Here is a 22,120-nt window from a genome sequence, read left to right on the forward strand (position 1 = left end):
CACGATCCCCGCACCCCGACGTCCGGGAGCGCGGGCGGCCGCCGCGCCCGCCCGCTCAGCGCGGAGGAGCAGGCCCGCCAGGCCGCCATCGCCCGCGCGCTCGCAGCGCAGTCCGAGGCCGCCCCCGTGGCCCCCCTTGCCGATTCCCTCGAGGACTGGACCCAGGAGGCGGCCGCGGAGCCCGCGCAGCCCGACAAGGAGCCGCCGCGCTCCGAGCTCTCCGCGTGGACCGCGGGCGCACTGCCGACGGCGACGTCCTCGCTCGATGACTGGCTCCAGGGCCCGATCGAGCTGCACGCCGAACGGGAGGCCGAGGACGCCTGGTCCACGGCGGATTCCGTCTCCGGCACCTGGGTCCCGGCCGACGAGGAGCGCCGCTCCCGCACGGCCACCGCCGACGATGCCGCCCGTGCAGGCGGCCGGAGCACGCCGGCCGCCGCGGAGGCGCGCCACGCCCGCCCGGTCTTCCGCCACGAGCTGCACGGCCTGCGAGCGGTCGCGCTCGGACTGGTCGCGATCTACCACATCTGGCTCGGCCGGGTCTCCGGCGGGGTGGACGTCTTCCTCTTCCTGTCCGCCTTCTTCCTCACGGGGACCTTCGTGCGGCGCCTGGAGAGCGGCCGGCCCCTCGGTGTGCCCCGGTACTGGCTGCACACCTTCAAACGCCTGCTGCCGCCCGCGGCTGTGACGATCGTGCTCACCCTCGTCGGGACGGCGGCGTTCCTGCCCTCCTCGCTGTGGCCCACGGTGATGCAGGAAGCGGTCGCCTCGGCCGCGTACGTGCAGAACGCGCTGCTGGTGTTCCTGCAGGTCGACTATCACGCCCGCGATGCCGGCGGCGCCTCTCCCCTGCAGCATTTCTGGTCCCTCAGCGTGCAGGGGCAGGCCTTCGTGGTGTGGCCGCTGCTGTTCCTGCTGGTGGTGCGCCGGGCGCGGCGCGGCCAGAGCGTGCGCCGGCCCCTGGTGGTGCTCATGCTGGCGATCGCGGCCGCGTCGCTCACCTGGTCCGTGATCAGCACCCAGACCCAGCAGCAGGTGGCCTACTTCGACACCGCCGCCCGGCTGTGGGAGTTCGCCGCCGGGTCCCTGCTCGCGCTCGCCCTGCCCGTCATCGACCGGCTCACCGGTGCCAGCCGCCCGGAGGCCGGTGCGCTGCCGCGCCTGCGCACCGGCCGCGCCCTGCTCGGGTGGGCGGGCATCGCCGCCCTGCTCGCCTGCGGCATCGTGCTGGACGTGTCGACCATGTTCCCCGGCTGGATCGCCATCGTGCCGCTGGCCGCGGCGGGCGCCGTGGTGGTGGCGGGATACTCGGGTCGCCGCTGGGGCATCGATGCGCTGCTCTCCACCCGCCCGGCGGCCTTCATCGGCGACATCTCCTACGCGCTGTATCTCGTGCACTGGCCGATCCTCGTGCTCTGGCTGCACCAGAGCGGCCAGCAGCGGGCCGGGCTGCTGGACGGCCTCGTGGTGCTCTCCGGCTCGGTGCTCCTGGCCTGGCTGGTCACGCGGGCGGTGGACGCGCCCGTGCGCCGTTCACGCTGGCTGGAGGCGAAGCCCTGGCGGGCGCTGACGGCCGTCGCCGCGAGCTTCGCCCTGGTGGCGGCCGCCTCAGGCGGCTGGTGGCTGGTGCTGAGCGGGTCCGGCGCGCAGGCCCCCGCTGCCTCCTCCCAGGAGCTGCCCACTGACGAGGTCGCGACCGAGGCACCCACCGAGCTCCGTCCCGCCGGCTGGCAGCTCGGCTCCCAGTGGCCGGACCTCCCCGAGCGCTGCGCCGGAGACTGGGCCCCGTCGGCCGATTTCCCCCACGTGCTCTGCCAGCAGCTGCTGCCCGGCGACGCCGAGGCCTCCGGCACCATCGTGGTGGTGGGCAGCTCGCACTCCCGGCAGTACATCCCCGCTCTGCTCCCCACGGCCGAGGCGGAGGATCTGCAGATCGTGAACCTGTCGATGGACGGCTGCCAGTTCCTGGCCGGGGCCGAGCGCGACAGCTACTGCGCGGGTTACGACGAGTACGTGCTCTCCTACCTCGACGCCGTCGAGCCCGACACGGTGCTGTCCACGGTCACCCTCACCGAGGCCGACACGGCGGACGAGACGCTGCCGGACGGCGCCGAATCCTCCGTGCAGGCGCTGCTGGATCGCGGCATCGACGTGATCGCGGCCCGGGACACCCCGCGCTGGGAGGAGGACCAGTACCAGTGCGCCGAGGCGGTGATCGACGGCGGCGGCACCCCGGTGGACGCCGACGAGGACTGCGGCGCGGAGGCGTCGGACCGCCTCGCGGCCTCGAACCCCGCCGAGCCCCTCGCCGATCTCGTCCCCGCGGATCCGGGGAGCGACGCGCGGGTCACCCTGCTGGATCTCTCGGACCGGATCTGCCCGGACGGACGCTGCTCCCCGGTGCTCGGGGACGTCGCCGTCTACATGGATGACGACCATCTGACCAGGCTCTTCGTCGAGGAGAACCTCGCGGGGCCGGTGACCGAGGAGCTCGATGGCGCCGTGCGGTGACGGCCGGGACCGCTCAGCAGAAGTCGATGCGATACAGGCCCACCTCGCCCTCGACGACCACCGGGTCCAGCAGGCCCGACTGCGCGGCCTCCACGAGAGGCGCGAAGACCTCGTCCTGCGCCCCGCCCATGTCGGCGGAGTCCACGAAGTCGAGATACCAGTAGGCGCCGGTGGCGGTGACCACCCGGCACACCTCGTCCCGCTGTGCCGGGTCACCGACCCCCTCCACGATCGGAGCATAGGGGCTGTCGACCATCGTCGAGACGTGTCGTGAGCTGACCTCCCGATCGACCATCGAGTAGGCGAGCGCCCCTCCACCCCAGGGGTTCGCCAGGATGACCTCTTCCTCGGGCACGTGCTGGGGCACCTGCTCGAGCACGGTGTATTCGTCCTCGGTCAGGAGCAGGGAGTGCTCATGGACCTCGTAGTCCCGCGAGACGGGGCCCCAGGCGTCTCGCGCCGGGCGACTGCTGCTGGTCAGCAGCAGCGCACCGAGCATCACGACGGCGAGCGCCCCTCGCACCCAGCCCGTGGGGATCCGTGGCCCGGCGCGCCCCAGCAGCTGCTCCGCCCGGTCGGCGATCGTGGCGGCACCGTATCCGGCGAGCAGCGCGGCAGGCGTGGCCGTCATCGCAGCCAGCCGGAACGCATCGTTGTACCAGGGCCCCACGAGCACGGCCCGGGCCAGCGAGAAGTCCCAGGAGTCGGCGACCATCCACAGGAACCCCGAGAAGAGCCAGGCGATGACCAGCCAGCGGCTCCCGGGCCTGCGCCAGCACGCCCACGCTCCCAGCCAGGTCAGGACGGCGAACACCCAGATCACCGATCCGCTGCCGAGGGCGGAGGTGAGGAAGTCGCCGAGCGCGTGGGCTTCCTGCAGGGTCGGTCCCCAGGTCTCGCCGTGGCCGAGCACACCGCGCTCCCACCACCTCTCCCGCGGCGGGCGCACGAGGATCCACAGCCCGACCACGACGGGCAGCGAGATGCCCAGGCTCACAGCCGTGGAGCGGAGCCGAGGGCTCGGCCTGCTCTCAGCGGCCCAGAGGGATCCGAGGAGGAACGGGAGCAGCAGGGCAGCGGCCGAGACGAGGGCGCTGGGCTGCGCGAGCGTCACAGCGGACGCGCCGATGAGCGCCTGGAGGCTGAGGCTCGTGATCTCACGGCGCTGCCGCCTCCGGACCGCACGGATCAGCTCGATGACGATAGCGACGACTGCGGGGACCAGAGCCAGCGCGAGCATCGTCGGGTAGAGGACGCCCCAGGTGAGCATCGTGCTGGGGAACGCCACGGCCGACGCGGCGGCGGCGACGCCCCCTCCGACGGCGTAGAACGAGAGCCGCGACGACTGCGGGGGTCCCTCACCTGACCGCAGGGACCAGACGAGGGCGAGCAGCGACAACGGCCATCCCAGCGCGGCGACGATGATCACCGTCGCATTCGCGCTCGCGACGATCGGCAGGTCGGACAGCGCATGGACGATCGCATGCACGTCGTGCCAGGCGGCCGGGTACACGGACGGAGCTCCTCCCGGGCTGACCGACGCCCCGACCGTCAGCGTGGATCCGTTCTCGGTATCGAGGATGTATTCGACCGTGTTGAGGTGGAAGATGACGTCGCTGAGCTGCGCCAGGGCATCGGGCACGATGATCCCCTGCTTCACCCGGAGGAAGATCCCGATGAACGCGACGCCGACCGCGCCGGCGACCAGCAGCCGCTCGCCGAGCGGCGCTGCGGGGACGCCGTCGGGCCGGCCACGACGCCCTCCGACGAGGAGGAGAAGGCCCCAGGCCCCCACGGTGAGCACCGCGCAGCCGGCACCGATCGTCAGCGGGGTGAAGGGCACGGAGAGCATCGGTTCGAGCACCGCCGCGACACCGATCATGGCCACGGAGAACACGGGGGCGCGGGAGACGAGTGCGATGCCGCGCAGACCGAGCACGGCCCCCATCGCGAGACCGGGGAGCGTGATGACCAGGGCGCCGAGCACGAGCGCCGGCACGATCTCCGTCCAGTACATGCCTTCCGGGCTCCACTTCGCCGTCCCTCGCGCTGACGCACGCTGCCCTGACGGAGCCTTCGCCAAGCCGATGACCTCCCCGAGGCATGCGTCTGAACCGCGTTCGAACTTCGCGTGAACTCCCAGGTGGCGTGCGGCGGAGAGCCCCGCTGGCGCGCACGTCGTGTCGGCTCCGGTCGTCCTGCCGCCGCGCCACCGATGGTTCAATGAACCGGTGACTCCCTACTCCGCCTCCGCCCCGTCCCCGCGCGCCCGCGCCACCGCCCTCGACCTCGGGGACTTCGTCACCGCGTCCCCGTCGAGCTTCCACGCCGCCCGCGAAGCCGCCCGCCGGCTCGAGGAGGCCGACTTCACCGAGCTCGACGAGACCGCCCCGTGGGAGGCGGCCGACGTCGCCGGGGACCGGTACGTGCTGCGCGACGGCTCGCTCATCGCGTGGTCCGCGCCCGAGGGAGCCGACCCGGCCAGTACCTGGCGCATCGTCGGCTCCCACACCGACTCCCCCGCGCTGAAGCTCAAGCCGAACCCGGACCTCGGCGGCGAGGGCTTCGCGCAGGTGGGCGTCGAGGTCTACGGCGGACCGCTGCTGAACTCGTGGCTTGATCGGGAGCTGCGCCTGGCCGGGCGCCTCGCCCTGGCCGATGGCCGCACCGTGCTGGTCAGCACCGGGCCCGTGCTCCGCGTGCCCCAGCTCGCGGTGCACCTGGACCGCGCCGTGAACAAGGACGGTCTGCAGCTGGACCCGCAGCGCCACCTGCAGCCGGTGCTCGGCCTGGGCTCGGTGGACGTCATGGAGCTGCTGGCCGCCGAGGCCGGCGTGCCCGCACACGACATCGTCGGCTTCGACGTGGTGACGGTCGATGCCCAGGCCCCGGCCCTGTTCGGCGCCCACGAGGAGTTCCTCGCCTCGGGCCGGCTGGACAACCTCACCTCGGTGCACGCCGAGGTGGAGGCCCTGATCTCGGTCGCGGCCGCCGGTCATGACGAGGGCGCCCCGATCGCGCTGATGGTCGCCAACGACCATGAGGAGGTGGGGTCCGCCTCCCGTTCCGGCGCCGCGGGGCCCTTCCTCGAGGACGTGCTGGTGCGGATGCATGCCGCCGTCGGCGGGGACGAGGCGTCCCGGCGCCGCGCGTTCGCCTCCTCGATGGTGCTCTCGGCCGACGCCGGCCACGCCGCCCATCCGAACTACCCCGAGCGTCACGACCCCGTCACCCGGCCCCGGCTCGCCGAGGGGCCGATGCTCAAGATCAATGCCCAGCAGCGCTATGCGACCGATGCCGTGGGCATCGCCGCCTTCGCCGCCGCCTGCGATCGTGCCGGGGTGCCCTACCAGCACTTCGTCTCGCACAACGCCATGCCCTGCGGGTCCACGATCGGTCCGATCACCGCGACCCGACTGGGCATGACCACGATCGACGTCGGCCTCACCCTGCTGTCCATGCACTCGGCGCGCGAGATGTGCGCCGTCACCGACCCGCTCCTGCTCCAGCAGGCCTGCGCCGCCTTCCTGCGCGGCTGAGAGGCGCCCCGCTCCCTCCATGCCCTCCACGCCCCACCAGCGCCGCCGGCCCCACCGGCCCCACCGGTCCGGCTCCTCCTCCCCCGCAGGCACGACCGGCGGCACCGCCGCGGGACGCTTCCGGCCCGAGCTCCACGGGCTGCGCGGCCTCGCGATCGCCCTGGTGGTGCTCTACCACGTGTGGTTCGACCGGGTCTCCGGCGGCGTGGACGTCTTCCTGTTCCTGTCCTCGTTCCTGCTGGTGGGGACGTTCCTGCGCCGAGTGGACCGCGGCGAGGGCACGCGCCCTCTCGCGTACTGGGGGCGCACCTTCAAACGGCTGCTCCCGCCCACCGCCGTGGTCTCGCTCGCCACCCTGGGCGGGGTCTACCTGATCCTCCCGGCCGACCGGTGGATGCCCGCGATCACGGACGCGATCGGCTCGCTGCTGCACGTGGAGAACTGGGTGCTGATCCAGCGGGGCGTGGACTACAACGCCGCCGCCGAGACCGGTCCTTCCGCCTTCCAGCACTTCTGGTCGCTGTCCATCCAGGGCCAGGTGTTCCTGCTGTGGCCGCTGCTGATCGCCGCCGGCGTGCTGGTCGCGCGCGTGCTGCGCCGCTCCCCGCGGGTCGTGCTCGGCGTGGTCTTCGCGCTCGTCCTCGTGGCCTCCTTCGCCTGGTCGGTGCACTCGACGGCCACCCAGCAGGAGATCGCCTACTTCGACACCTTCACCCGGCTGTGGGAGTTCGCCGCGGGCAGCCTGCTGGGACTGCTGCTGCCGCTGTGGGAGGAGCGCGCCGCCGCTCGCCGCTCCGGTCGCAGGCGGTCGGTCCCCCGTGCCGCGCCCCCGCTCCGGGTGATCGCCGGCTGGGCGGGCATCGCCGGCCTGATCTCGTGCGGCCTGCTGATCGACGTGCAGGGCGCGTTCCCGGGCTGGATCGCGGCGTGGCCGCTCGCAGCGGCCGCCGTGGTGCTGCTCGTGGGCACCACCGGGCACCGGTTCAGCGTCGACCGGATCCTGTCCACCGGCCCCGCGAAGGTGCTCGGGGACATCTCCTACGGCCTCTATCTGGTGCATTGGCCGCTGCTGACGCTGTACCTCGCCCACACCGGCAAGGACCGCGCCGGAGTGCTCGACGGACTGCTGCTGATCCTCGCCTCCCTCGCCGCCGCCTGGCTGCTCACCCGCGTGGTGGACACGCCGATCCGGCGCTGGCCGTGGGCGAGCGCGAAGGCCTGGCGCTCCGGCGCCGTGGCGCTCACCTGCCTGGTTCTCGGGCTCACACCGGCACTCGCCGCCCAGCAGTACCTGCTCACCCAGCAGCGCGACGCCGAGCGTCGCGCCACGGCCGACAACCCCGGCGCCCGCGTGCTCGACCCCGACTTCGTTCCGCACCCCGACGCGGATCCCGACGCCGCGCCCCTGCCGTCGGCCGCGATCCTCCCCCAGGACTGGGAGAACCTGCCGCTGTCCTGCGAGGGCGAGTTCGCCCCGACGGACGGGATGCTCGCGGACTCCTGCCGCATGACCGATGCGCCCGCCGGCGCCCCGGTGATCGTCGCGGCCGGCAACTCACGCCTCGCCCAGACCGCCGTCTCCCTCACGGGTCCGGCGCAGGAGAACGGCTGGCGGCTGATCATCGTGCGGGCTCCGAGCTGCGGCTTCACCCCCGGCAGCGCCTCCTACCTGGGGCCGGAGTGCGATGCCCACAACGAGGCCGCGAGCGAGTACATCGACCAGCTGCAGCCCGAGGCGGTGGCCGTCTCGACCACCCTGCTGCCCCATGAGGGCCCCGAACGGGTCGATCTGGTCACCGAGGGCGAGGTGCCCCGGCTGCTCGAGGACGGGACGGACGTGATCGCGCTGCGCGATACGCCGCGCCTTCCCGAGAGCCCGGTGCCCTGCCTCGAGGCGGGCGACGTCGAGGACTGCACCCAGACGCTGGATCCGGAGATCATGCCCGAGCGGCGCACGGACGCCGCCGTGCTCGAGACGCTCGCCGCCCGCGGGGAGGGCGAGGTGTTCCCGGTGGACCTGGTGCCGGTGATCTGCCCGGAGCACGCGTGCCTGCCGATCATCGGCAACGTGCACGTCATGTTCGACGAGGACCACCTCACGGCGACCTACATGGAATCCTCCGGGGACGAGGTCGCCCGGCAGCTCGAGGAGGCCGGCTTCCGCTGGTGAGCGCGGGAGACCCGCTCAGCTGCCCTCGATGCTGCGTCGGGCGAGGGTCTCGACCTCGGCGACCGCGGAGCGCACCCGCGACACCACGTCGTGCTCGGGCCCGTGCTCGCGCTGGGCATCCTTCAGCAGCTCGTCGACCTGGAAGAACGCGTCCTCGAGCTGGCCGGATTCGGCCGTGGCCACGGCGAGCTCCGCGCGCAGGTCGATCGCCTCGAGCGAGAGGGACTCCCCGCGCTCCAGCAGGTCCAGCAGTCGGCGGGTGGCGTCATCGACGCGCTCGTGCGGGGTGCTCATCGCGGGCTCCTTCGGGGCAGGCTGGTCGCCCGTGATCCTACGTGCCCTGCTCAGCAGGCCCGGACCCGTAGTCTGAGCGGGCCATGGAGATCAATCCCTACGAGTCGCGTCTGCGTATGCTGCAGCAGATCGACGGGGTGCAGATGCAGCGCGAGGCCGCTCCGGACGAGGAGACCGCCGGGTGCCCGGGCTGCCCCTACTTCTGGACCTGTCCAGTCCCGCATCGGGGCGAGGAGGTCGCACCTCCTCGCGAGATCGATCTCGCCGAGGTGGAGGACGTCCTGGGCCCGCGCCGTGCCTACCGGCCGCGCGACGAGTCCGACGTCGGCTGGACCGACGACTGGCTGGACGAGGACGGCCTGCGGAGCGAGGAGCCGGAGGCGCCGGAGGAGCCGGAGGAGCCCGACGCTCCCGACGCTCCCGAGCCGTCGTCGGCCCCGCAGCCCCACCGCCGTCGGGGCCTGTTCGGTCGCCGACGCTGACCGTCGGCTCAGGCCTCGGAGCTGACGCGGTCGGCCCTCGCCGCCGCGCCGAACCCGGCCGGGCAGGTGCCCTCACGCATCGCGGCCCAGGCGAGCGTCGCCGCGGAGACCTGGGCCGGGCCCTGCTGGACGCTCCGCAGCGCATCGGCCGTCATGGCGTTCACGCCCGCCGCCATCGCGGTGCCCGGCTGCGAGGGCACGGTGCGGTCCACCCGCATCCAGCCGGCGGCCGCGGCCTCGGCGTCGTCCTCCTGGGGGCCGGCGGCGTGACCGGTGGAGATGTCGATCCCGAAGATGGTGTGGAAGGCCTCGACATAGGCGTCGGCGAAGCCGGTCTCGGCGAGGTGGCGGGCGCGCTCGGCGGGCTGGTGCATGACCTTCGCGAGGATCCTGCGCACGCTGCGCTCGAGCACCTCGGCGGTCTCGCCGGAGACGTCGCGGCGCAGACGGTCCACCTCGTCGTCGGCGGCGTCGGCCACCTCGCGGCGCAGCGCGGCCATCGCCGGGTCGATCCGGCGCACCTCCTGCTGGGTGCGGAACGCCTCGACGTTCTCCGCGACGATGCCGCGCGCGGTGACCAGTGCCGGGTCGTCGGCCGCCTCGACCCCCACGTGGAGGTCCGCCAGGCCCAGCACGGTGATGCCCTTGAGGTGGCGCACCAGGGGGTGGAGATCGGAGTGCAGGGCGAGGTCGAGCACCACGGTGCGGCCCGCGCCGAGGAACTGCTCGGGGAACAGGGAGGTGCCGCGCCCGGAGCAGGCCAGCACGAGATCCGCCTCGGCGAGCGCGGTGTCGAGCTCGCCGGCCTCGACGCGCTGGGCACCGTGGCGGTCGGCGAAGCCCGCGGCCCGACCCGACGGGGAGAACACCCGCAGGTCCGTCACGCCGCGCCGGGTGAGCTCGGCGAGGCCGAGGCGCGCATAGGCGCCGGTGCCGACGATCAGCGCGGTGCGGCCCTCGAAGCCGCCCAGCTCGATCCCGGCCCGGTCCACGGCGACGGACGCCCCGGAGCGGCCGGCGGCGCCGACGGGAGCCTGCGTGGCGACCCGCTTCGCGCAGCGGAAGCCGTGCTGGAAGAGATCGTGGAGCATGGAGGTGGTGCGGCCCTCGCGGCGCGCGGCCTCGAAGGCCTGGCGCACCTGGCCGGCGATCTCGGCCTCGCCGAGCACGATCGAGCGCAGGCCCGAGGTGACCTCGTACAGATGCTGGGGCACGGGGGTGTCCATCGCGGCGTCGAAGCACAGCGAGACCACGTCGCGCTCGATGCCGCTGGTGCGGGAGATCGCGTCGACCACCAGGTCGACACCCTCATGGAAGCTGTCGGTGTCGAGGTAGACCTCGAGCCGGTTGCAGGTGCTCACCACGACCTGGCCGGCCACGACCGGCGCGGCACCGGTGGTGCCGGTGCGCTCGGCCTGGAGCTCCTCGATGACAGCCGGGAGGGTGTCCGCGTCCCGGGTGAGGGCGTCCAGCACGTCGAGGTCGACGCGTTCATGGGAGGCGCGGAGGGCAGCAAGCATGTCGCCAGTCTAGGCATGCCCCGGACCGCGCCGTCGGGACGTTTGGACTCTCGGGGAGGACGTGCACAATAGAAGTGTCATGACACAGAACAGCACGTCAGAGCCACATTTTGCCGACATCGCGTCAGATCGTTCACGACGCGTGTCAGAAACCGGGATCACCGCAGGCCCGGACGGTGGCAGCACTCCTGACGCCCCCACCGCGGCACCGTTCCAGACTTCCGACAATGCGCTGCATCCGGCCGCGGAGGGCACTTCTCTGCCCCTCGGGCACCCCGCTCGCAGCCTCTCCGCCGAGGGCGGTGTGGGCGACTCCTCACTCCTGAGGGAGCTCAGAGGTGAGCGAGCAGACACTCCCACCGTGTGGTTCATGCGACAGGCCGGACGCTCCCTGCCGGAGTACCGCTCCCTGCGCGAGGGCACCACGATGCTCGACTCGTGCGTGCGCCCCGACATGGCCGCCGAGATCACCGTGCAGCCCGTGCGCCGCCATCAGGTGGACGCCGGCATCTTCTTCTCCGACATCGTGGTCCCCGCACGCATCGCGGGTCTCGGCGTGGAGATCAAGCCCGGCGTGGGCCCGGTCTTCGACCACCCGATCCGCACCGAGGCCGACGTCGATGCCCTGCCGCCGCTCGACGACGTCTACGACGCAGCGCTCGCCCCGATCCGCGAGGCCGTGGGCCTCACGGTCGCCGAGCTCGGCACCACGCCGTTGATCGGCTTCGCCGGGGCCCCCTTCACCGTGGCCAGCTACATGGTCGAGGGAGGTCCCAGCCGCGATCACCTGCGCACCCGTGCGCTCATGCGCTCCCAGCCCGAGGTGTGGGCGCGCCTGGCGGCCTGGGTCGCCGAGCTCTCGGGCCGTTTCCTGCGTGCCCAGGTGCTCGCCGGCGCCTCCGCCGTGCAGCTGTTCGACTCGTGGGTCGGTGCGCTCTCGGAGGACATGTACGTCTCCTCCGTCCAGCCCCATTCGGCCGCCGCCCTCGCCCATGTCGCGGACCTCCCGGTGCCACGGATCCACTTCGGGGTGGGTGCCGCGCACCTGCTGAGCCCGATGCTCGGGGCCGGCGCCACCGCCATGGGCGTGGACCACCGTCTGCGCCTGGACCAGGCATTGGACCTGCTCCCGGCCGGCACCCCGGTGCAGGGCAACATCGATCCGGCGGTGCTGTTCACCTCCGAGGAGGTCCGCTTCGCCGAGGCCCGCGCGGTGCTCGCCGCCGGGTCGGCGGCCAGCGGTCACGTGGTCAACCTCGGCCACGGAGTCCCGCCGGACGCGGACCCGCAGGTGCTCACCGATCTGGTGAGTTTCCTGCACGAGCAGGGCACCGCACGGGCATGACCGACCGCACCCTCGTCGTCGGCGCGGGCCTCGCCGGCCTGCTCGCGGCCCGTCGCCATCAGCGCGCCGGGCACCAGGTGATCCTCCTGGAGGCGGGCCGGGCCGTCGGCGGCGCGATCGCCGAGGTCGAGCCGTCCGGCGCCCCCGGGCTGATGCTGAGCGCCGGCGCCGAGGCCTACTCGACGGCGTCCGGTGCGGTCGACGCGCTGGTGGCCGAGCTGGGTCTCGCCGCTCAGGTGGTCGCGCCGCGCGGCGGCCTGGGCAGCCGAGTCGTCTCCGACGCGGGGGTGCATCGTGCTCCGGTCGATTCGTTGCTGGGCATCCCGGGCAGGCCGCTCGCGGCCGACGTCCGCGCGGTGCTCGGCACCTGGGGCTCCCTGCGCGCGGAGCTCGAGCGCTTCCTGCCCGCCTCCGTCGGCGCCCGCTCCGGAGCGACCGTCGCCGAGGTGGTGCGCCGACGGCTGGGCGCGCGGGTGCTCGAGCGGCTCGTGGCCCCCGTCGTCGGCGGGGTGCACTCCTCGGACCCGGCGACGCTCGAGTTCGCCGCGGCCTCCCCGCAGCTCAGCCGGGGCCTGGCCGAGCACGGCTCGCTGACGGCGGCCGTGCGCCGAGCGCGCGGGCTCCCCCGACGCTCCGGGAAGAACTCGGGCGACCGCACCGGCGCAGCGAGCGCGGGGAGTGCGGGAACCCGCGTCCATGCCCTCACCCCCACCATGGCCGCTCTGCCGGGCGCCCTGCAGGAGCGATTCCTCGCCGACGGCGGTCTGCTGCGCACCGGCGTGGAGGCTTCCGCGATCGAGCGCACCGGCGCGGGAAGCGGATGGCGGGTGCGCACCACCGGCAAGGAGACGCTCACCGCGGACCGTCTGGTCCTGGCCTGCCCGCCGGACACCGCGCACGAGCTGCTCGAGGGCGCCGCGCCCGAGGTCGCCGCCGTGATCCCGCAGGCCCCGTCGGCCGCCGTGCGCCTGGTCGTGCTCGTGCTCGACGCGCCCGGGCTGGACGCCTTCCCCTCCGGCACCGGTGCCCTGGTCGCACCGGGCACCCGCGGGATCCGCGCGAAGGCGCTCACCCATGCGACCGCCAAGTGGGAGCACGTGCAGCGCCAGGCTCGCGAGGCCCTGCCGTCGGCCCGCAGCCCGCACGTGGTGCGCCTGTCCTTCGGCCGGCCGGGCGAACCGCTGCCGGATCCGGAGGGGATCGTCGACCTCGCCCTCGCGGACGCCTCGCGCATCCTCGGCACTCCGCTGACCCGCGAGCACCTGCTCGCCTCCCGCGTGATCGACTGGGACCGCGCGATGCGGCAGTCCCTGCCCGGTCACCGCGCGGCACTCGACGCGCTCACCGGTTTCCTGGAGACCGACCCGTCCCTCGAACTCGTCGGCTCCTGGAGAGCCGGCACCGGCATCGACGCGATCGTCCGCGCCGACGCCGCGACCCTCACCCGCGACCTGCGATCCACCAGGTCACCCGCAGTGGAAGGACACACCTCATGAACGAGGCCCCGAACCCCTCGACCCCGTCGGCTCAGTCGGCTCAGTCGGCTCAGTCGGCTCAGTCGGCTCCGTCGACTGATCCTGAGCAGATCGCGCAGACCACCCGCTACACCAGCTACACCGTCTTCCGTCGTCTCGCCGGTCTCACCGAGGACGGCGAGGTCACCACCGAGCAGATCACCGCCGCGCTCGGCGAGGCCACCGAGCTGATGCAGACCGCCACCGACGGCGACGTGGAGATCCTCGGCTTCTACGACGTCTCCGGCTTCCGCGCCGAGGACGACCTCATGCTGTGGCTCTCGGCGGGCCGGCCCGAGTCGCTGCAGGTCGCGCTGCGGGAGTTCGAGAACTCGCTGGCGGGCACCTGGCTGAACCGCGAGTGGGCCGCCATGGGCGTGCACCGGATGGCGGAGTTCGCCAAGGGCCACGTTCCCTCGTTCATGGTCCCCAGCTTCGAGCGCAAGCAGTGGATCACCGTGTACCCGTTCGTGCGCAGCTACGACTGGTACCTGCTGCCCGATGACGAGCGCAACCGCATGCTGCGCGAGCACGGCATGCTGGGCCGCGAGTACCCGCAGGTCAACGCCAACACCGTGGCCGCCTTCGCGCTCGGCGACTACGAGTGGCTGCTGTCCTTCGAGGCGGACGACCTGCATGATCTGGTCGACATGATGCGCCACCTGCGCTACTCCGACGCGCGCCTGCACGTGCGCGACGAGCTCCCCTTCCATACCGGCCGACGGATCGACGCCCTCGAGGACGTCGCCGCTCTGCTCGCCTGAGCACCCCGCCACCACCCGTTCCTGGAGGAACACCCTGATGACCATCTCCCAGCAGTACGACGCGATCATGTTCGCCTCCTTCGGGGGCCCCGAGGGGCAGGACGACGTGATCCCGTTCCTGCGCAACGTCACCGCCGGCCGCGGCGTGCCCGATGAGCGTCTCGAGGAGGTCGCCGAGCACTATCGCGCCCTCGGCGGCCGCTCCCCCATCAACGAGCAGAACCGCACGATGATCGCGGCGCTGCAGGCCGAGCTCGCCACGCGCGAGGTGGATCTGCCGATCTACTTCGGCAACCGCAACTGGGCGCCGTACACGGCGGAGGCGATCTCCTCGCTCCACGCCGACGGGCACCGCCGCGTGCTCGCCCTGATCACCAGCGCCTACTCCTCGTACTCCGGCTGCCGCCAGTACCGCGAGGACTTCGCGCTCCGGCTCGACGAGGCGGGCCTGCTGGACGAGATGACGATCGAGAAGTCGCGCTCCTACTTCAACCACCCCGGCTTCCTGGCCCCGGTGATCGACGGTGTGCACGACGCCGTGAAGGATCTCGAGCGCGAGGGCCATGACGCCGACCGGGTGCGGGTGCTGTTCTCGACCCACTCGATCCCGCTGGCGATGAACGAGGCGTCGGGCCCGACGGGGGCACGGACCGTGGACGGCGAGCAGGGCAACTGGTACGTGGACCAGCACCTCGCCGCCTGCCGCTATGTGATGGACCAGCTGCACGACGACATGCCGGTCACCCCCGAGTGGGAGCTGGTCTACCAGTCCCGCTCCGGCGCGCCGCACGTGCCGTGGCTCGAGCCCGACATCAACGACGTCATCTCGACGATCGCCGCCGAGGAGACTGCGGACGCCGTCGTGGTGGTGCCGATCGGTTTCGTCTCCGACCATGTCGAGGTGATCTGGGACCTGGACACCGAGGCGAAGGAGACCGCCGAGGAGAAGCGGCTCGGCTTCCGCCGGGTGGCGACCTCGGGCACCGATCCGCGCTTCATCGCGGCCCTGGCCGACATCGTCCAGGAGCACCTCGACCCCTCGCGCGAGCGCGTCGCGGTCACCGAGATCGGCGCCGTCGACGACGTGTGCGGCCACAACTGCTGTCAGGTCCACGCCGGTCGCGCCGTGCCGGTCGAGCAGCACGTGAACTCGCTGGCGGAGATCGCTGCGCACCAGCGCGAGCAGCGTCAGCAGAGTGAGCAGAGCGAGCAGGATGTCGCCCGTCCCGGCGTCGTCCCCGCCGGAGCGTCGGCATGACGGCCGCGCTGCGACCGCTCACCCTCGGCACCCGCGCCTCGCAGCTCGCCCTGACCCAGTCCGGGCAGGTCGGTGAGCAGATCGTGGCCGGCACCGGCCGCGAGGTGGAGCTGGTGCACGTGAGCACCCACGGGGACCAGGACCGCACCAGTCCGCTCGCCCAGATCGGAGGCACCGGGGTGTTCGTCACCGCGGTGCGCCAGGCCCTGCTGGACGGCCGGGTCGACGTGGTCGTGCACTCCTGCAAGGACCTGCCCACGCAGCCGCTCGAGGAGATCCGCCTCGCCAGCATCCCGGTCCGCGAGGACCCGCGCGACGCGCTCTGCGCCCGCGACGGCCTCACCCTGGACCAGCTGCCGGCCGGGTCGACCGTGGGCACAGGCTCGCCCCGCCGCGCCGCCCAGCTGCTGCGCGCCCGCCCGGATCTGCACGTGGTGGGGATCCGCGGCAACATCGAGACCCGTCTCGCACGAGCCCTCGGGGAGGACGCGGACCTCGACGCGGTGGTGCTCGCCGCCGCGGGCCTGCAGCGCGTGGGCCGCGACGAGGTGATCAGCGAGCTGCTGAGCGTCGACGTCATGCTGCCGGCCCCCGCCCAGGGAGCTCTCGCGGTGGAGGTCACCACGGCCGCTCTCGAGGGCGCCACGGCGGACTCCGCCCCGGCCTGGTTCGCGGAGCGTCTGACGGCGGTCGACGATCCGGCCACCCGCGCCGCCGTCACCGCGGAGCGCTCGCTGCTGCGCTCGCTCGAGGCGGGCTGCTCGGCCCCGGTCGCGGCCTACGCCGAGATCGACGGCGGGGAGCTCTCGATGCGGGCCCTCGCGATCCGCACCGACGGCTCCCATGTGGTCGAGGGCGCGGCCCGCGTGGCCTTCGATCCGGCCGACGACCAGGCCTCCGGCCCAGACTCGCTGCCCTTCCAGCTCGGTGCGGAGCTCGCCGCCGACCTGCTGGAGCGCGGCGCCGGGCAGATCCTCGCGGAGGCGAAGGCCTGATGAGCCGCGGTCCGGCCGACACCGGCGCTCCGCGCCCCGACCCCTCCTCCAGGATCCGTCCCGCCACGCGGCCGGTCCTGGTCACGAGGCCCGCGGGGCGCGGAGACGCGCTGGTGGACCGCCTGACCGCGCTCGGTCTGACCGCCGAGCACCATCCGCTCACCCGGCTCGTCCCGGCCCCCGACGAGGAGCTCGGCGCGCTGCGCGCCCGCCTCGCCGGTGGGGAGTACACGCACCTGGTGGTCACCTCCCGCACCGCGGTCGAGACGATCGTGCCCGTCGTGGCCCCGCCGACCACCGAGGTGGTCGCCGTCGGCGCCGGCACGGCCGACGCCCTCCGCGCGGCGGGTCTGCCCGTCCACCGCATTGCCGGGGGCTCCGGCGCGGCGCTGGTCGAGGAGATGCCTACCGCTCCCCCGCACGCGACCGTGCTGTTCCCCGCGTCGGCCGCGGCGTCCCGCACCGTGCCCGAGGGGCTCGCCGCCAAGGGCTACCGGGTGGACGAGGTGACCGCCTACCACCCTGAGCTCGTCGAACTGCCGGCCGCAGTCGCGTCGGCCCTGCGCACCGGCGGATACGGCGCGATCGCGCTAACCAGTCCGATGATCGCCCGCGCCGCCGCCGAGAACGGCGTGCACGAGTCGACGTCCGTCGTCACCCTCGGCCACCCGACCTCCGAGGCCGCCCGCGCCGCGGGACTGGCCGTCGCCGCGCAGGCCGACAGCGCCACCGACGAGGCCCTCGCCCGCGCGGTGCACGCCGTGCTCGGAGCTGCACCGTCGGGCCCGCCGTCGCCACTTCCCTCAGCCGCACCGTCGACCCCGCCGTCGGCCGCACCGTCGACCCCGCCGTCGGGCCCACGCTCGACCCTGCCGTCGACCCCGCCGTCGGCCCCTGACCTTTCCTGAACCGTCTCTCCTGAAGGAGCATCATGACCGCCCCCCTCGACCGTCCCCGTCGCCTGCGCTCCACCTCCGCGATGCGCTCGCTGGTGCGCGAGCACACCCTGCGCCCGGCAGACCTCGTGCTGCCGATGTTCGTGCGCGAGGGCGCCGAGGAGAGCGCGCCGATCAGCTCGATGCCGGGCGTCGTGCAGCACTCGATGGACTCGCTGGTCCGTGCGGCGACCGAGGCCGTCGAGCGCGGGGTGGGCGGCGTGATGCTGTTCGGCGTCCCCGAGCACAAGGACGCCATCGGGTCAGGCGCCACCGATCCCGACGGCATCCTCAACCGGGCCCTCGCCCGCCTGCGCTCCGAGCTGGGCGACGACACCGTGATCATGGCGGACCTCTGCCTGGACGAGTTCACCGATCACGGCCACTGCGGCGTGCTCGATGCGGCCGGCCGCGTGGACAACGACGCGACCCTGCTGCGGTACCGCGAGATGGCCCTCGCCCAGGCCGAGGCCGGTGCGCACCTGCTGGGTCCCTCGGGCATGATGGACGGCCAGATCGCGGCGATCCGCGACGAGCTCGACACCGCCGGCCGCCAGGACACCGCGCTCTACGCCTACACCGCGAAGTACGCCTCGGCCTTCTACGGCCCCTTCCGCGAGGCGGTGGACTCCTCGCTGCAGGGCGATCGCCGCACCTACCAGCAGGATCCGGCGAACAGCCACGAGGCCCTGCGCGAGCTGGAGCTCGACCTGGCCGAGGGCGCCGACCTCGTGATGGTCAAGCCCGGCATGCCCTACCTCGACGTGCTGCGCGACGTCGCCCAGGCCTCGCCCGTCCCGGTGGGCGCCTACCAGGTCTCCGGCGAGTACGCGATGATCGAGGCGGCCTCCGCGAACGGCTGGATCGACCGCGACCGCAGCGTGCTGGAATCACTGCTGGCCTTCCGCCGGGCCGGCGCCTCGACCGTGCTGACGTACTACGCGAGCGAGGTCGCCGGCTGGTACCGCGACGGTCTGCCCGCGCACCTGCGCGAGTTCCTGTGAGCACTGCGGCGCTCTAGTCGGCATCGGCCAGTCGATGTCAGATAGTCGGCATGAGCCAGTCGGCATCAGGCGGCCCCGCCCCACCCTCGCCCCCTCGTTCCTCTCGCCCCCTCGTTCCTCTCGAAGGAGTTCCCTCATGACCAGCACTTCCTCCGCCGATCTCTTCGCCCGCGCCCAGCAGGTCATCCCCTCCGGCGTGAACTCGCCGGTGCGTGCCTTCGGCTCGGTGGGCGGCACCCCGCCGTTCCTCACCGATGCCAAGGGCGCCCTGCTGCACGACGCCGACGGCAAGGAGTACGTGGACCTGGTGGGCTCGTGGGGCCCGATGATCCTCGGCCACGCGAACGAGCAAGTCGTGGAGGCCGTGCGGGAGACCGCCGGCCGCGGACTCTCCTTCGGCGCTCCGCAGGCCGGCGAGGTCACCCTCGTCGAGGAGGTCGTCTCCCGCGTCGGCCCGGTCGAACAGCTGCGCCTGGTGAACTCCGGGACCGAGGCGACGATGAGCGCGCTGCGCGTGGCCCGTGCGGCCACCGAGCGCGACGTGATCGTGAAGTTCGCCGGTTGCTACCACGGGCACGTCGATGCCCTGCTGGCCGAGGCGGGCAGCGGCGTCGCCACGTTCGCGATGCCGGGTTCGGCCGGCGTGACGGCATCGACCGCGCGGGACACCGTGGTGCTGCCCTACGGGGATCGGGACGCGGTCGCGGCGCTGTTCGCCGAGCGCGGCTCCGAGATCGCCGCGATCATCACCGAGGCGGCGCCCGCGAACATGGGTGTCGTCCCGCCGCTCGAGGCCGACGGCATCGGCTTCAACCGCTTCCTGTCGGAGACCGCGCATGCCCACGGCGCGCTCCTGATCAGCGACGAGGTGCTCACCGGGTTCCGTGCGAGCCGCGAGGGCTACTACGGCGTGGACGGGCCGACGGGAACCGACGATGCCTGGGCACCCGATCTGATGACGTTCGGCAAGGTCATCGGCGGAGGTCTGCCGGTCGGTGCGTTCGGCGGCCGGAAGGACCTGATGGGCCTGCTCGCCCCGGCCGGCCCCGTCTACCAGGCAGGCACGCTGTCCGGGAACCCGCTGGCCACGGCCGCCGGCATGGCGACCTTCGCCGGGCTCGACGCCGCCGCCTACGAGACCCTCGGCTCGGCCTCGCGCACCCTGCAACAGCTGGTGGCCGACGCGCTCACCACTGCCGGGGTGCCCCACGTGATCCAGACCGCAGGGACGCTGTTCTCGGTGTTCTTCCGCGAGGAGCCCGTGACCGGTTACGAGGACGCGAAGAACCAGGACACGGCGGCCTTCACCCGGTTCTTCCACGCGATGCTCGACGCGGGGGTCTACCTGCCGCCGTCGGCCTTCGAGGCCTGGTTCGTCTCCACCGCGCACACGGAATCGGTGCTGGACCGCATCGCCGCCGCACTGCCCGGCGCCGCGAAGGCTGCCGCGTCGGCGTGAGCTGATCGGCCGCGCCTCGACGGCGCCTTGAGGGCGATGACGACCGCGGCCACCACCAACGTGATCAGCGCGAGCAGGCTGACGAGGAACAGGACCCGCGCCCACGACGAATGGTCGGCGCCGCTGATCAGGGGGTGAGCAGTCATCCGGAGCTGGGCCTGCTCAGCCGGGTTCGCGACCTGCGTCCGGGGCGATCTCTCCTCGTCCGGAGGAACGTCGGACGATGCGCCGCCGGACCGATCCGGAGTGCCTGCGCGCGTTCCGCAATCGACGCGCGAGGCTGATCCGGTGTTCGGGGGGATCGAAGCGGTGGGCGTCCTCAGCGGGGCCGACATCGTCGGCGGGGGTGCTGTGCTCCGCCCCAGCGGTGTTTTCGAGGCCCCGTGACTCCGGTGACTGTGGTGACCGCGGTGACCGCGGTGACTGCGGTGACTGCGGTGACTGCGGTGACTGCGGTGACTGCGGTGACTGCGGTGACTGCGGTGACTGCGCATGATCATCAGCCACCCGCTCGTCTGCCTGGTCCGGCAGGGAGAGCGGCTCGGCCGTGGTGGTGCGAGTGACGCCGGTGCTGCTGGTCCAGGTGACGCGGTGCCCGGAGTCAACAGTGTCGCCGGACCGCTCGACGCTGCGCACCTGGTTCTCCTTGTCGTTGCAGAACGCGCAGGTGCCCTCGCCGTTGTCCGAGCAGGTCGGGCCACCGGCCGCATAGGGCCGGATGTGGTCGGTCTGGCGGATCGGGGCATCGCAGAAGGGGCCGCGACACGTGACGTCGCGCCAGAGGATGAACCGGGCGAGAGCCGGTGGGAAGGCGCGGCCGACGGAATCCATCGCCACCAGCTCTCCGGTGGTGGGGTGGGTGTAGAGGCGCCTGAGGTCGGCGCGGGCAGCGGGCCCATCCTGGCCGAGGGCGGAGTCCATCTGCTGCTTCCGCCTGCTCAGCGTGCTGCGCAGCTCTTCACGGAGGGACTCGGAGGGGACGGGTCCATATCCCTCGATCCGCGCGAGGTCTCCGCGGCTGGGTGAGAACAGGGCTCGATCGGTGATGATCACCCCGATGTCGAGGCGGGTGGGGTCCATGCCGTCCTCGCGGCCCAGGAGGGTGTCGATGAAGGTGTCGGCCTGGATCGCCTGGTGTCCTCGTCGATCACCATGGGCGCGCAGGCGCTCCGACTCGAGGGAGAGGCGCTTGCGGATCTTCGCAGCGTCCAGAGCAGGGATGTGCGCGGAGACCGTCGCCATGCCGTGCTCGCCGGGACGCACCGTGACGTGCCGCTTGGTGCGCGCGTGCTGGTGCCGACGCGCCGCGCCGGTGGGGTCCGAGGCCTCGATCTGTGCGGTGACCTCGCGCTTCCAGCGCTTCACGCCGGCGCCGTCGAGGGAGGGCAGCCGACGGGCGAGTCCACGATCGACCTCTTTTCGCTGCGCCGGGGACAGAGGCGCCACGGAAACGGCCGCGCTGCGGACCTTCTCGGGCGCCGCCTGCCCGGTGGCCAGGGCGTGGAGCATCTCGGGCATCGACTCGACCAGTCGGCGGCTCCTGCCGAGGGTGCGCCCAGCACGAGCGGGAGAGGCTCCCGTGATCATGGAGAGTTCGCGCGTCGCGGTGCGCTCGGCCCGCTCGTCGGTCGCCTTCGGTGCCGGAGCGGCCTCGGGCTCCTGCGCCGCGTTCGCCATGGCGTCTGCCCGTGCCTTTAGCCGGATCGCATCGGCGAGGCCGACGACGGCACGCGCTTCGAGTGCCTCCAGGGCCGCCTGCTGTTCGTGCAGACGGCCGACCACCGCGGAATAGTGCTCCGGCGTGTGCGCCTCTTCTCCCCCACCGGCGGCGTCGAACAGGATGCCCGGTTGCGTGGCGAGCTCGATGAGGAGAAAGGCTTGATCACCGAGCAGTTCGGCGAGGGCGAGAGGCCCTCGGCCCCGCACGGCGTCGAGCAGCTGCCGGGTGGGGTCCCCGGCTTCCGCGTCATCGCCCTGCAGTGTCTCCGTCATGCTCCTATTCTCCCGGGCACCCCTGACAAAAGAAGAGCGAAAGAGCGATTGTGGATAACTGCCATTGGGGAGGAAAGGTGGTCGCACAAAGAAGCGGGAGAGGATCGGTGTCGACGGGCCGATCCAGCGGTGGCGGTCACGCTTCAGCGCACCCCACGCTCGTCGCACGTGACCACAGAGCACCCTGGGGGCCCGTCCACTCAATCCACCCCCTCTCGCAAAGTCAGGATCACCGCAGGTTAACGGCACTTCTTACGCACGGGGGCTGCCCCCAGTCCTGTCGGGCGCGCGCTCGCGCGCACCAGATTCCCGCTCCGCAGGGACTGATGCACGATCAG

General features: G+C 72.8%; 16 protein-coding genes. 12 read left to right on the forward strand and 4 right to left on the reverse strand.

All coding sequences use genetic code 11. The annotated features are described in order from the left end of the window. Positions 1-126: 126 nt before the first annotated feature. Complete coding sequence (locus CIK71_RS09960; protein ID WP_245857459.1) at positions 127-2,511, forward strand: acyltransferase family protein; 2,385 nt, start codon at positions 127-129, stop codon at positions 2,509-2,511. 13 nt (positions 2,512-2,524) lie between these two features. On the opposite strand, the gene CIK71_RS09965 is transcribed toward CIK71_RS09960, so the two are convergent. After that, entirely contained in the window at positions 2,525-4,528 is a 2,004-nt protein-coding gene (locus tag CIK71_RS09965) for a DUF6541 family protein (protein WP_096165369.1), read from the reverse strand. A 214-nt stretch (positions 4,529-4,742) separates the two neighbouring features. On the opposite strand from CIK71_RS09965, the gene CIK71_RS09970 reads away from it, so the two are divergent. Together CIK71_RS09970 and CIK71_RS09975 are read left to right on the forward strand one after the other, a co-directional pair. Then, complete coding sequence (locus CIK71_RS09970) at positions 4,743-6,050, forward strand: M18 family aminopeptidase (RefSeq protein ID WP_096165371.1); 1,308 nt, start codon at positions 4,743-4,745, stop codon at positions 6,048-6,050. 19 nt (positions 6,051-6,069) lie between these two features. Beyond that, positions 6,070-8,220 carry an acyltransferase family protein gene (locus CIK71_RS09975; RefSeq protein WP_096165373.1) on the forward strand — a complete coding sequence of 717 codons (2,151 nt, stop codon included), beginning with the start codon at positions 6,070-6,072 and terminating at the stop codon, positions 8,218-8,220. 15 nt (positions 8,221-8,235) lie between these two features. Here CIK71_RS09975 and CIK71_RS09980 read toward each other — a convergent pair whose 3' ends face one another. Further along, positions 8,236-8,514, reverse strand: coding sequence for a hypothetical protein (locus CIK71_RS09980; RefSeq protein WP_096197493.1), 279 nt, complete (start codon positions 8,512-8,514; stop codon positions 8,236-8,238). 83 nt (positions 8,515-8,597) lie between these two features. Here CIK71_RS09980 and CIK71_RS09985 point away from each other — a divergent pair, with 83 nt between their 5' ends. Then, a complete protein-coding gene (locus tag CIK71_RS09985) occupies positions 8,598-8,996 on the forward strand; it encodes a hypothetical protein (protein ID WP_096165375.1) in 399 nt (132 codons plus the stop codon). An 8-nt stretch (positions 8,997-9,004) separates the two neighbouring features. Here the strand turns inward: CIK71_RS09985 and CIK71_RS09990 are convergent, their stop codons facing one another. After that, positions 9,005-10,516: a glutamyl-tRNA reductase gene (locus tag CIK71_RS09990; RefSeq protein ID WP_096165377.1), complete on the reverse strand. Its 1,512-nt coding sequence runs from the start codon at positions 10,514-10,516 to the stop codon at positions 9,005-9,007. 304 nt (positions 10,517-10,820) lie between these two features. Here CIK71_RS09990 and hemE point away from each other — a divergent pair, with 304 nt between their 5' ends. From hemE to hemL, 8 genes are all read left to right on the forward strand, one after another. Then, on the forward strand, positions 10,821-11,861 hold the full coding sequence (gene hemE / locus CIK71_RS09995; protein ID WP_096165433.1) for a uroporphyrinogen decarboxylase: 1,041 nt from the start codon (positions 10,821-10,823) through the stop codon (positions 11,859-11,861). Continuing rightward, a complete protein-coding gene (gene hemG, locus CIK71_RS10000) occupies positions 11,858-13,357 on the forward strand; it encodes a protoporphyrinogen oxidase (protein ID WP_096165379.1) in 1,500 nt (499 codons plus the stop codon). The genes hemE and hemG overlap by 4 nt, the downstream gene beginning before the upstream one ends. Then, complete coding sequence (gene hemQ / locus CIK71_RS10005; protein ID WP_096165381.1) at positions 13,354-14,139, forward strand: hydrogen peroxide-dependent heme synthase; 786 nt, start codon at positions 13,354-13,356, stop codon at positions 14,137-14,139. The genes hemG and hemQ overlap by 4 nt, the downstream gene beginning before the upstream one ends. 37 nt (positions 14,140-14,176) lie before the next feature. After that, positions 14,177-15,397, forward strand: a complete 1,221-nt coding sequence (locus CIK71_RS10010; protein ID WP_096165382.1) for a ferrochelatase — start codon at positions 14,177-14,179, stop codon at positions 15,395-15,397. Further along, positions 15,394-16,392 (forward strand): hydroxymethylbilane synthase, encoded by a 999-nt coding sequence (gene hemC, locus CIK71_RS10015; protein ID WP_096165384.1) that lies wholly within the window; start codon positions 15,394-15,396, stop codon positions 16,390-16,392. The genes CIK71_RS10010 and hemC overlap by 4 nt, the downstream gene beginning before the upstream one ends. Further along, positions 16,392-17,300 carry a uroporphyrinogen-III synthase gene (locus CIK71_RS10020; protein WP_096165386.1) on the forward strand — a complete coding sequence of 303 codons (909 nt, stop codon included), beginning with the start codon at positions 16,392-16,394 and terminating at the stop codon, positions 17,298-17,300. Before hemC ends, CIK71_RS10020 begins: the two co-directional genes overlap by 1 nt. A 23-nt stretch (positions 17,301-17,323) precedes the next feature. Further along, positions 17,324-18,331: a porphobilinogen synthase gene (gene hemB, locus CIK71_RS10025; protein ID WP_096165388.1), complete on the forward strand. Its 1,008-nt coding sequence runs from the start codon at positions 17,324-17,326 to the stop codon at positions 18,329-18,331. A 136-nt stretch (positions 18,332-18,467) separates the two neighbouring features. Next, positions 18,468-19,790 (forward strand): glutamate-1-semialdehyde 2,1-aminomutase, encoded by a 1,323-nt coding sequence (hemL, locus tag CIK71_RS10030; RefSeq protein ID WP_096165390.1) that lies wholly within the window; start codon positions 18,468-18,470, stop codon positions 19,788-19,790. Between the two features lie 162 nt (positions 19,791-19,952). On the opposite strand, the gene CIK71_RS10035 is transcribed toward hemL, so the two are convergent. Continuing rightward, positions 19,953-21,782, reverse strand: coding sequence for an HNH endonuclease signature motif containing protein (locus CIK71_RS10035; RefSeq protein ID WP_096165393.1), 1,830 nt, complete (start codon positions 21,780-21,782; stop codon positions 19,953-19,955). Between the last annotated feature and the right edge of the window lie 338 nt (positions 21,783-22,120).

This window comes from Brachybacterium alimentarium (genome assembly GCF_002332425.1).
GTDB lineage: Bacteria > Actinomycetota > Actinomycetes > Actinomycetales > Dermabacteraceae > Brachybacterium > Brachybacterium alimentarium.

Coding starts and splice junctions, on each gene's coding strand:
- CIK71_RS09965 (WP_096165369.1), bottom strand. CDS start 4,528: ATGTACTGGACGGAGATCGTGCCGGCGCTCGTGCTCGGCGCCCTGGTC.
- CIK71_RS09975 (WP_096165373.1), top strand. CDS start 6,070: ATGCCCTCCACGCCCCACCAGCGCCGCCGGCCCCACCGGCCCCACCGG.
- CIK71_RS09980 (WP_096197493.1), bottom strand. CDS start 8,514: ATGAGCACCCCGCACGAGCGCGTCGATGACGCCACCCGCCGACTGCTG.
- CIK71_RS09985 (WP_096165375.1), top strand. CDS start 8,598: ATGGAGATCAATCCCTACGAGTCGCGTCTGCGTATGCTGCAGCAGATC.
- CIK71_RS09990 (WP_096165377.1), bottom strand. CDS start 10,516: ATGCTTGCTGCCCTCCGCGCCTCCCATGAACGCGTCGACCTCGACGTG.
- hemG (WP_096165379.1), top strand. CDS start 11,858: ATGACCGACCGCACCCTCGTCGTCGGCGCGGGCCTCGCCGGCCTGCTC.
- hemQ (WP_096165381.1), top strand. CDS start 13,354: ATGAACGAGGCCCCGAACCCCTCGACCCCGTCGGCTCAGTCGGCTCAG.
- CIK71_RS10010 (WP_096165382.1), top strand. CDS start 14,177: ATGACCATCTCCCAGCAGTACGACGCGATCATGTTCGCCTCCTTCGGG.
- hemC (WP_096165384.1), top strand. CDS start 15,394: ATGACGGCCGCGCTGCGACCGCTCACCCTCGGCACCCGCGCCTCGCAG.
- CIK71_RS10020 (WP_096165386.1), top strand. CDS start 16,392: ATGAGCCGCGGTCCGGCCGACACCGGCGCTCCGCGCCCCGACCCCTCC.
- hemB (WP_096165388.1), top strand. CDS start 17,324: ATGACCGCCCCCCTCGACCGTCCCCGTCGCCTGCGCTCCACCTCCGCG.
- hemL (WP_096165390.1), top strand. CDS start 18,468: ATGACCAGCACTTCCTCCGCCGATCTCTTCGCCCGCGCCCAGCAGGTC.
- CIK71_RS10035 (WP_096165393.1), bottom strand. CDS start 21,782: ATGACGGAGACACTGCAGGGCGATGACGCGGAAGCCGGGGACCCCACC.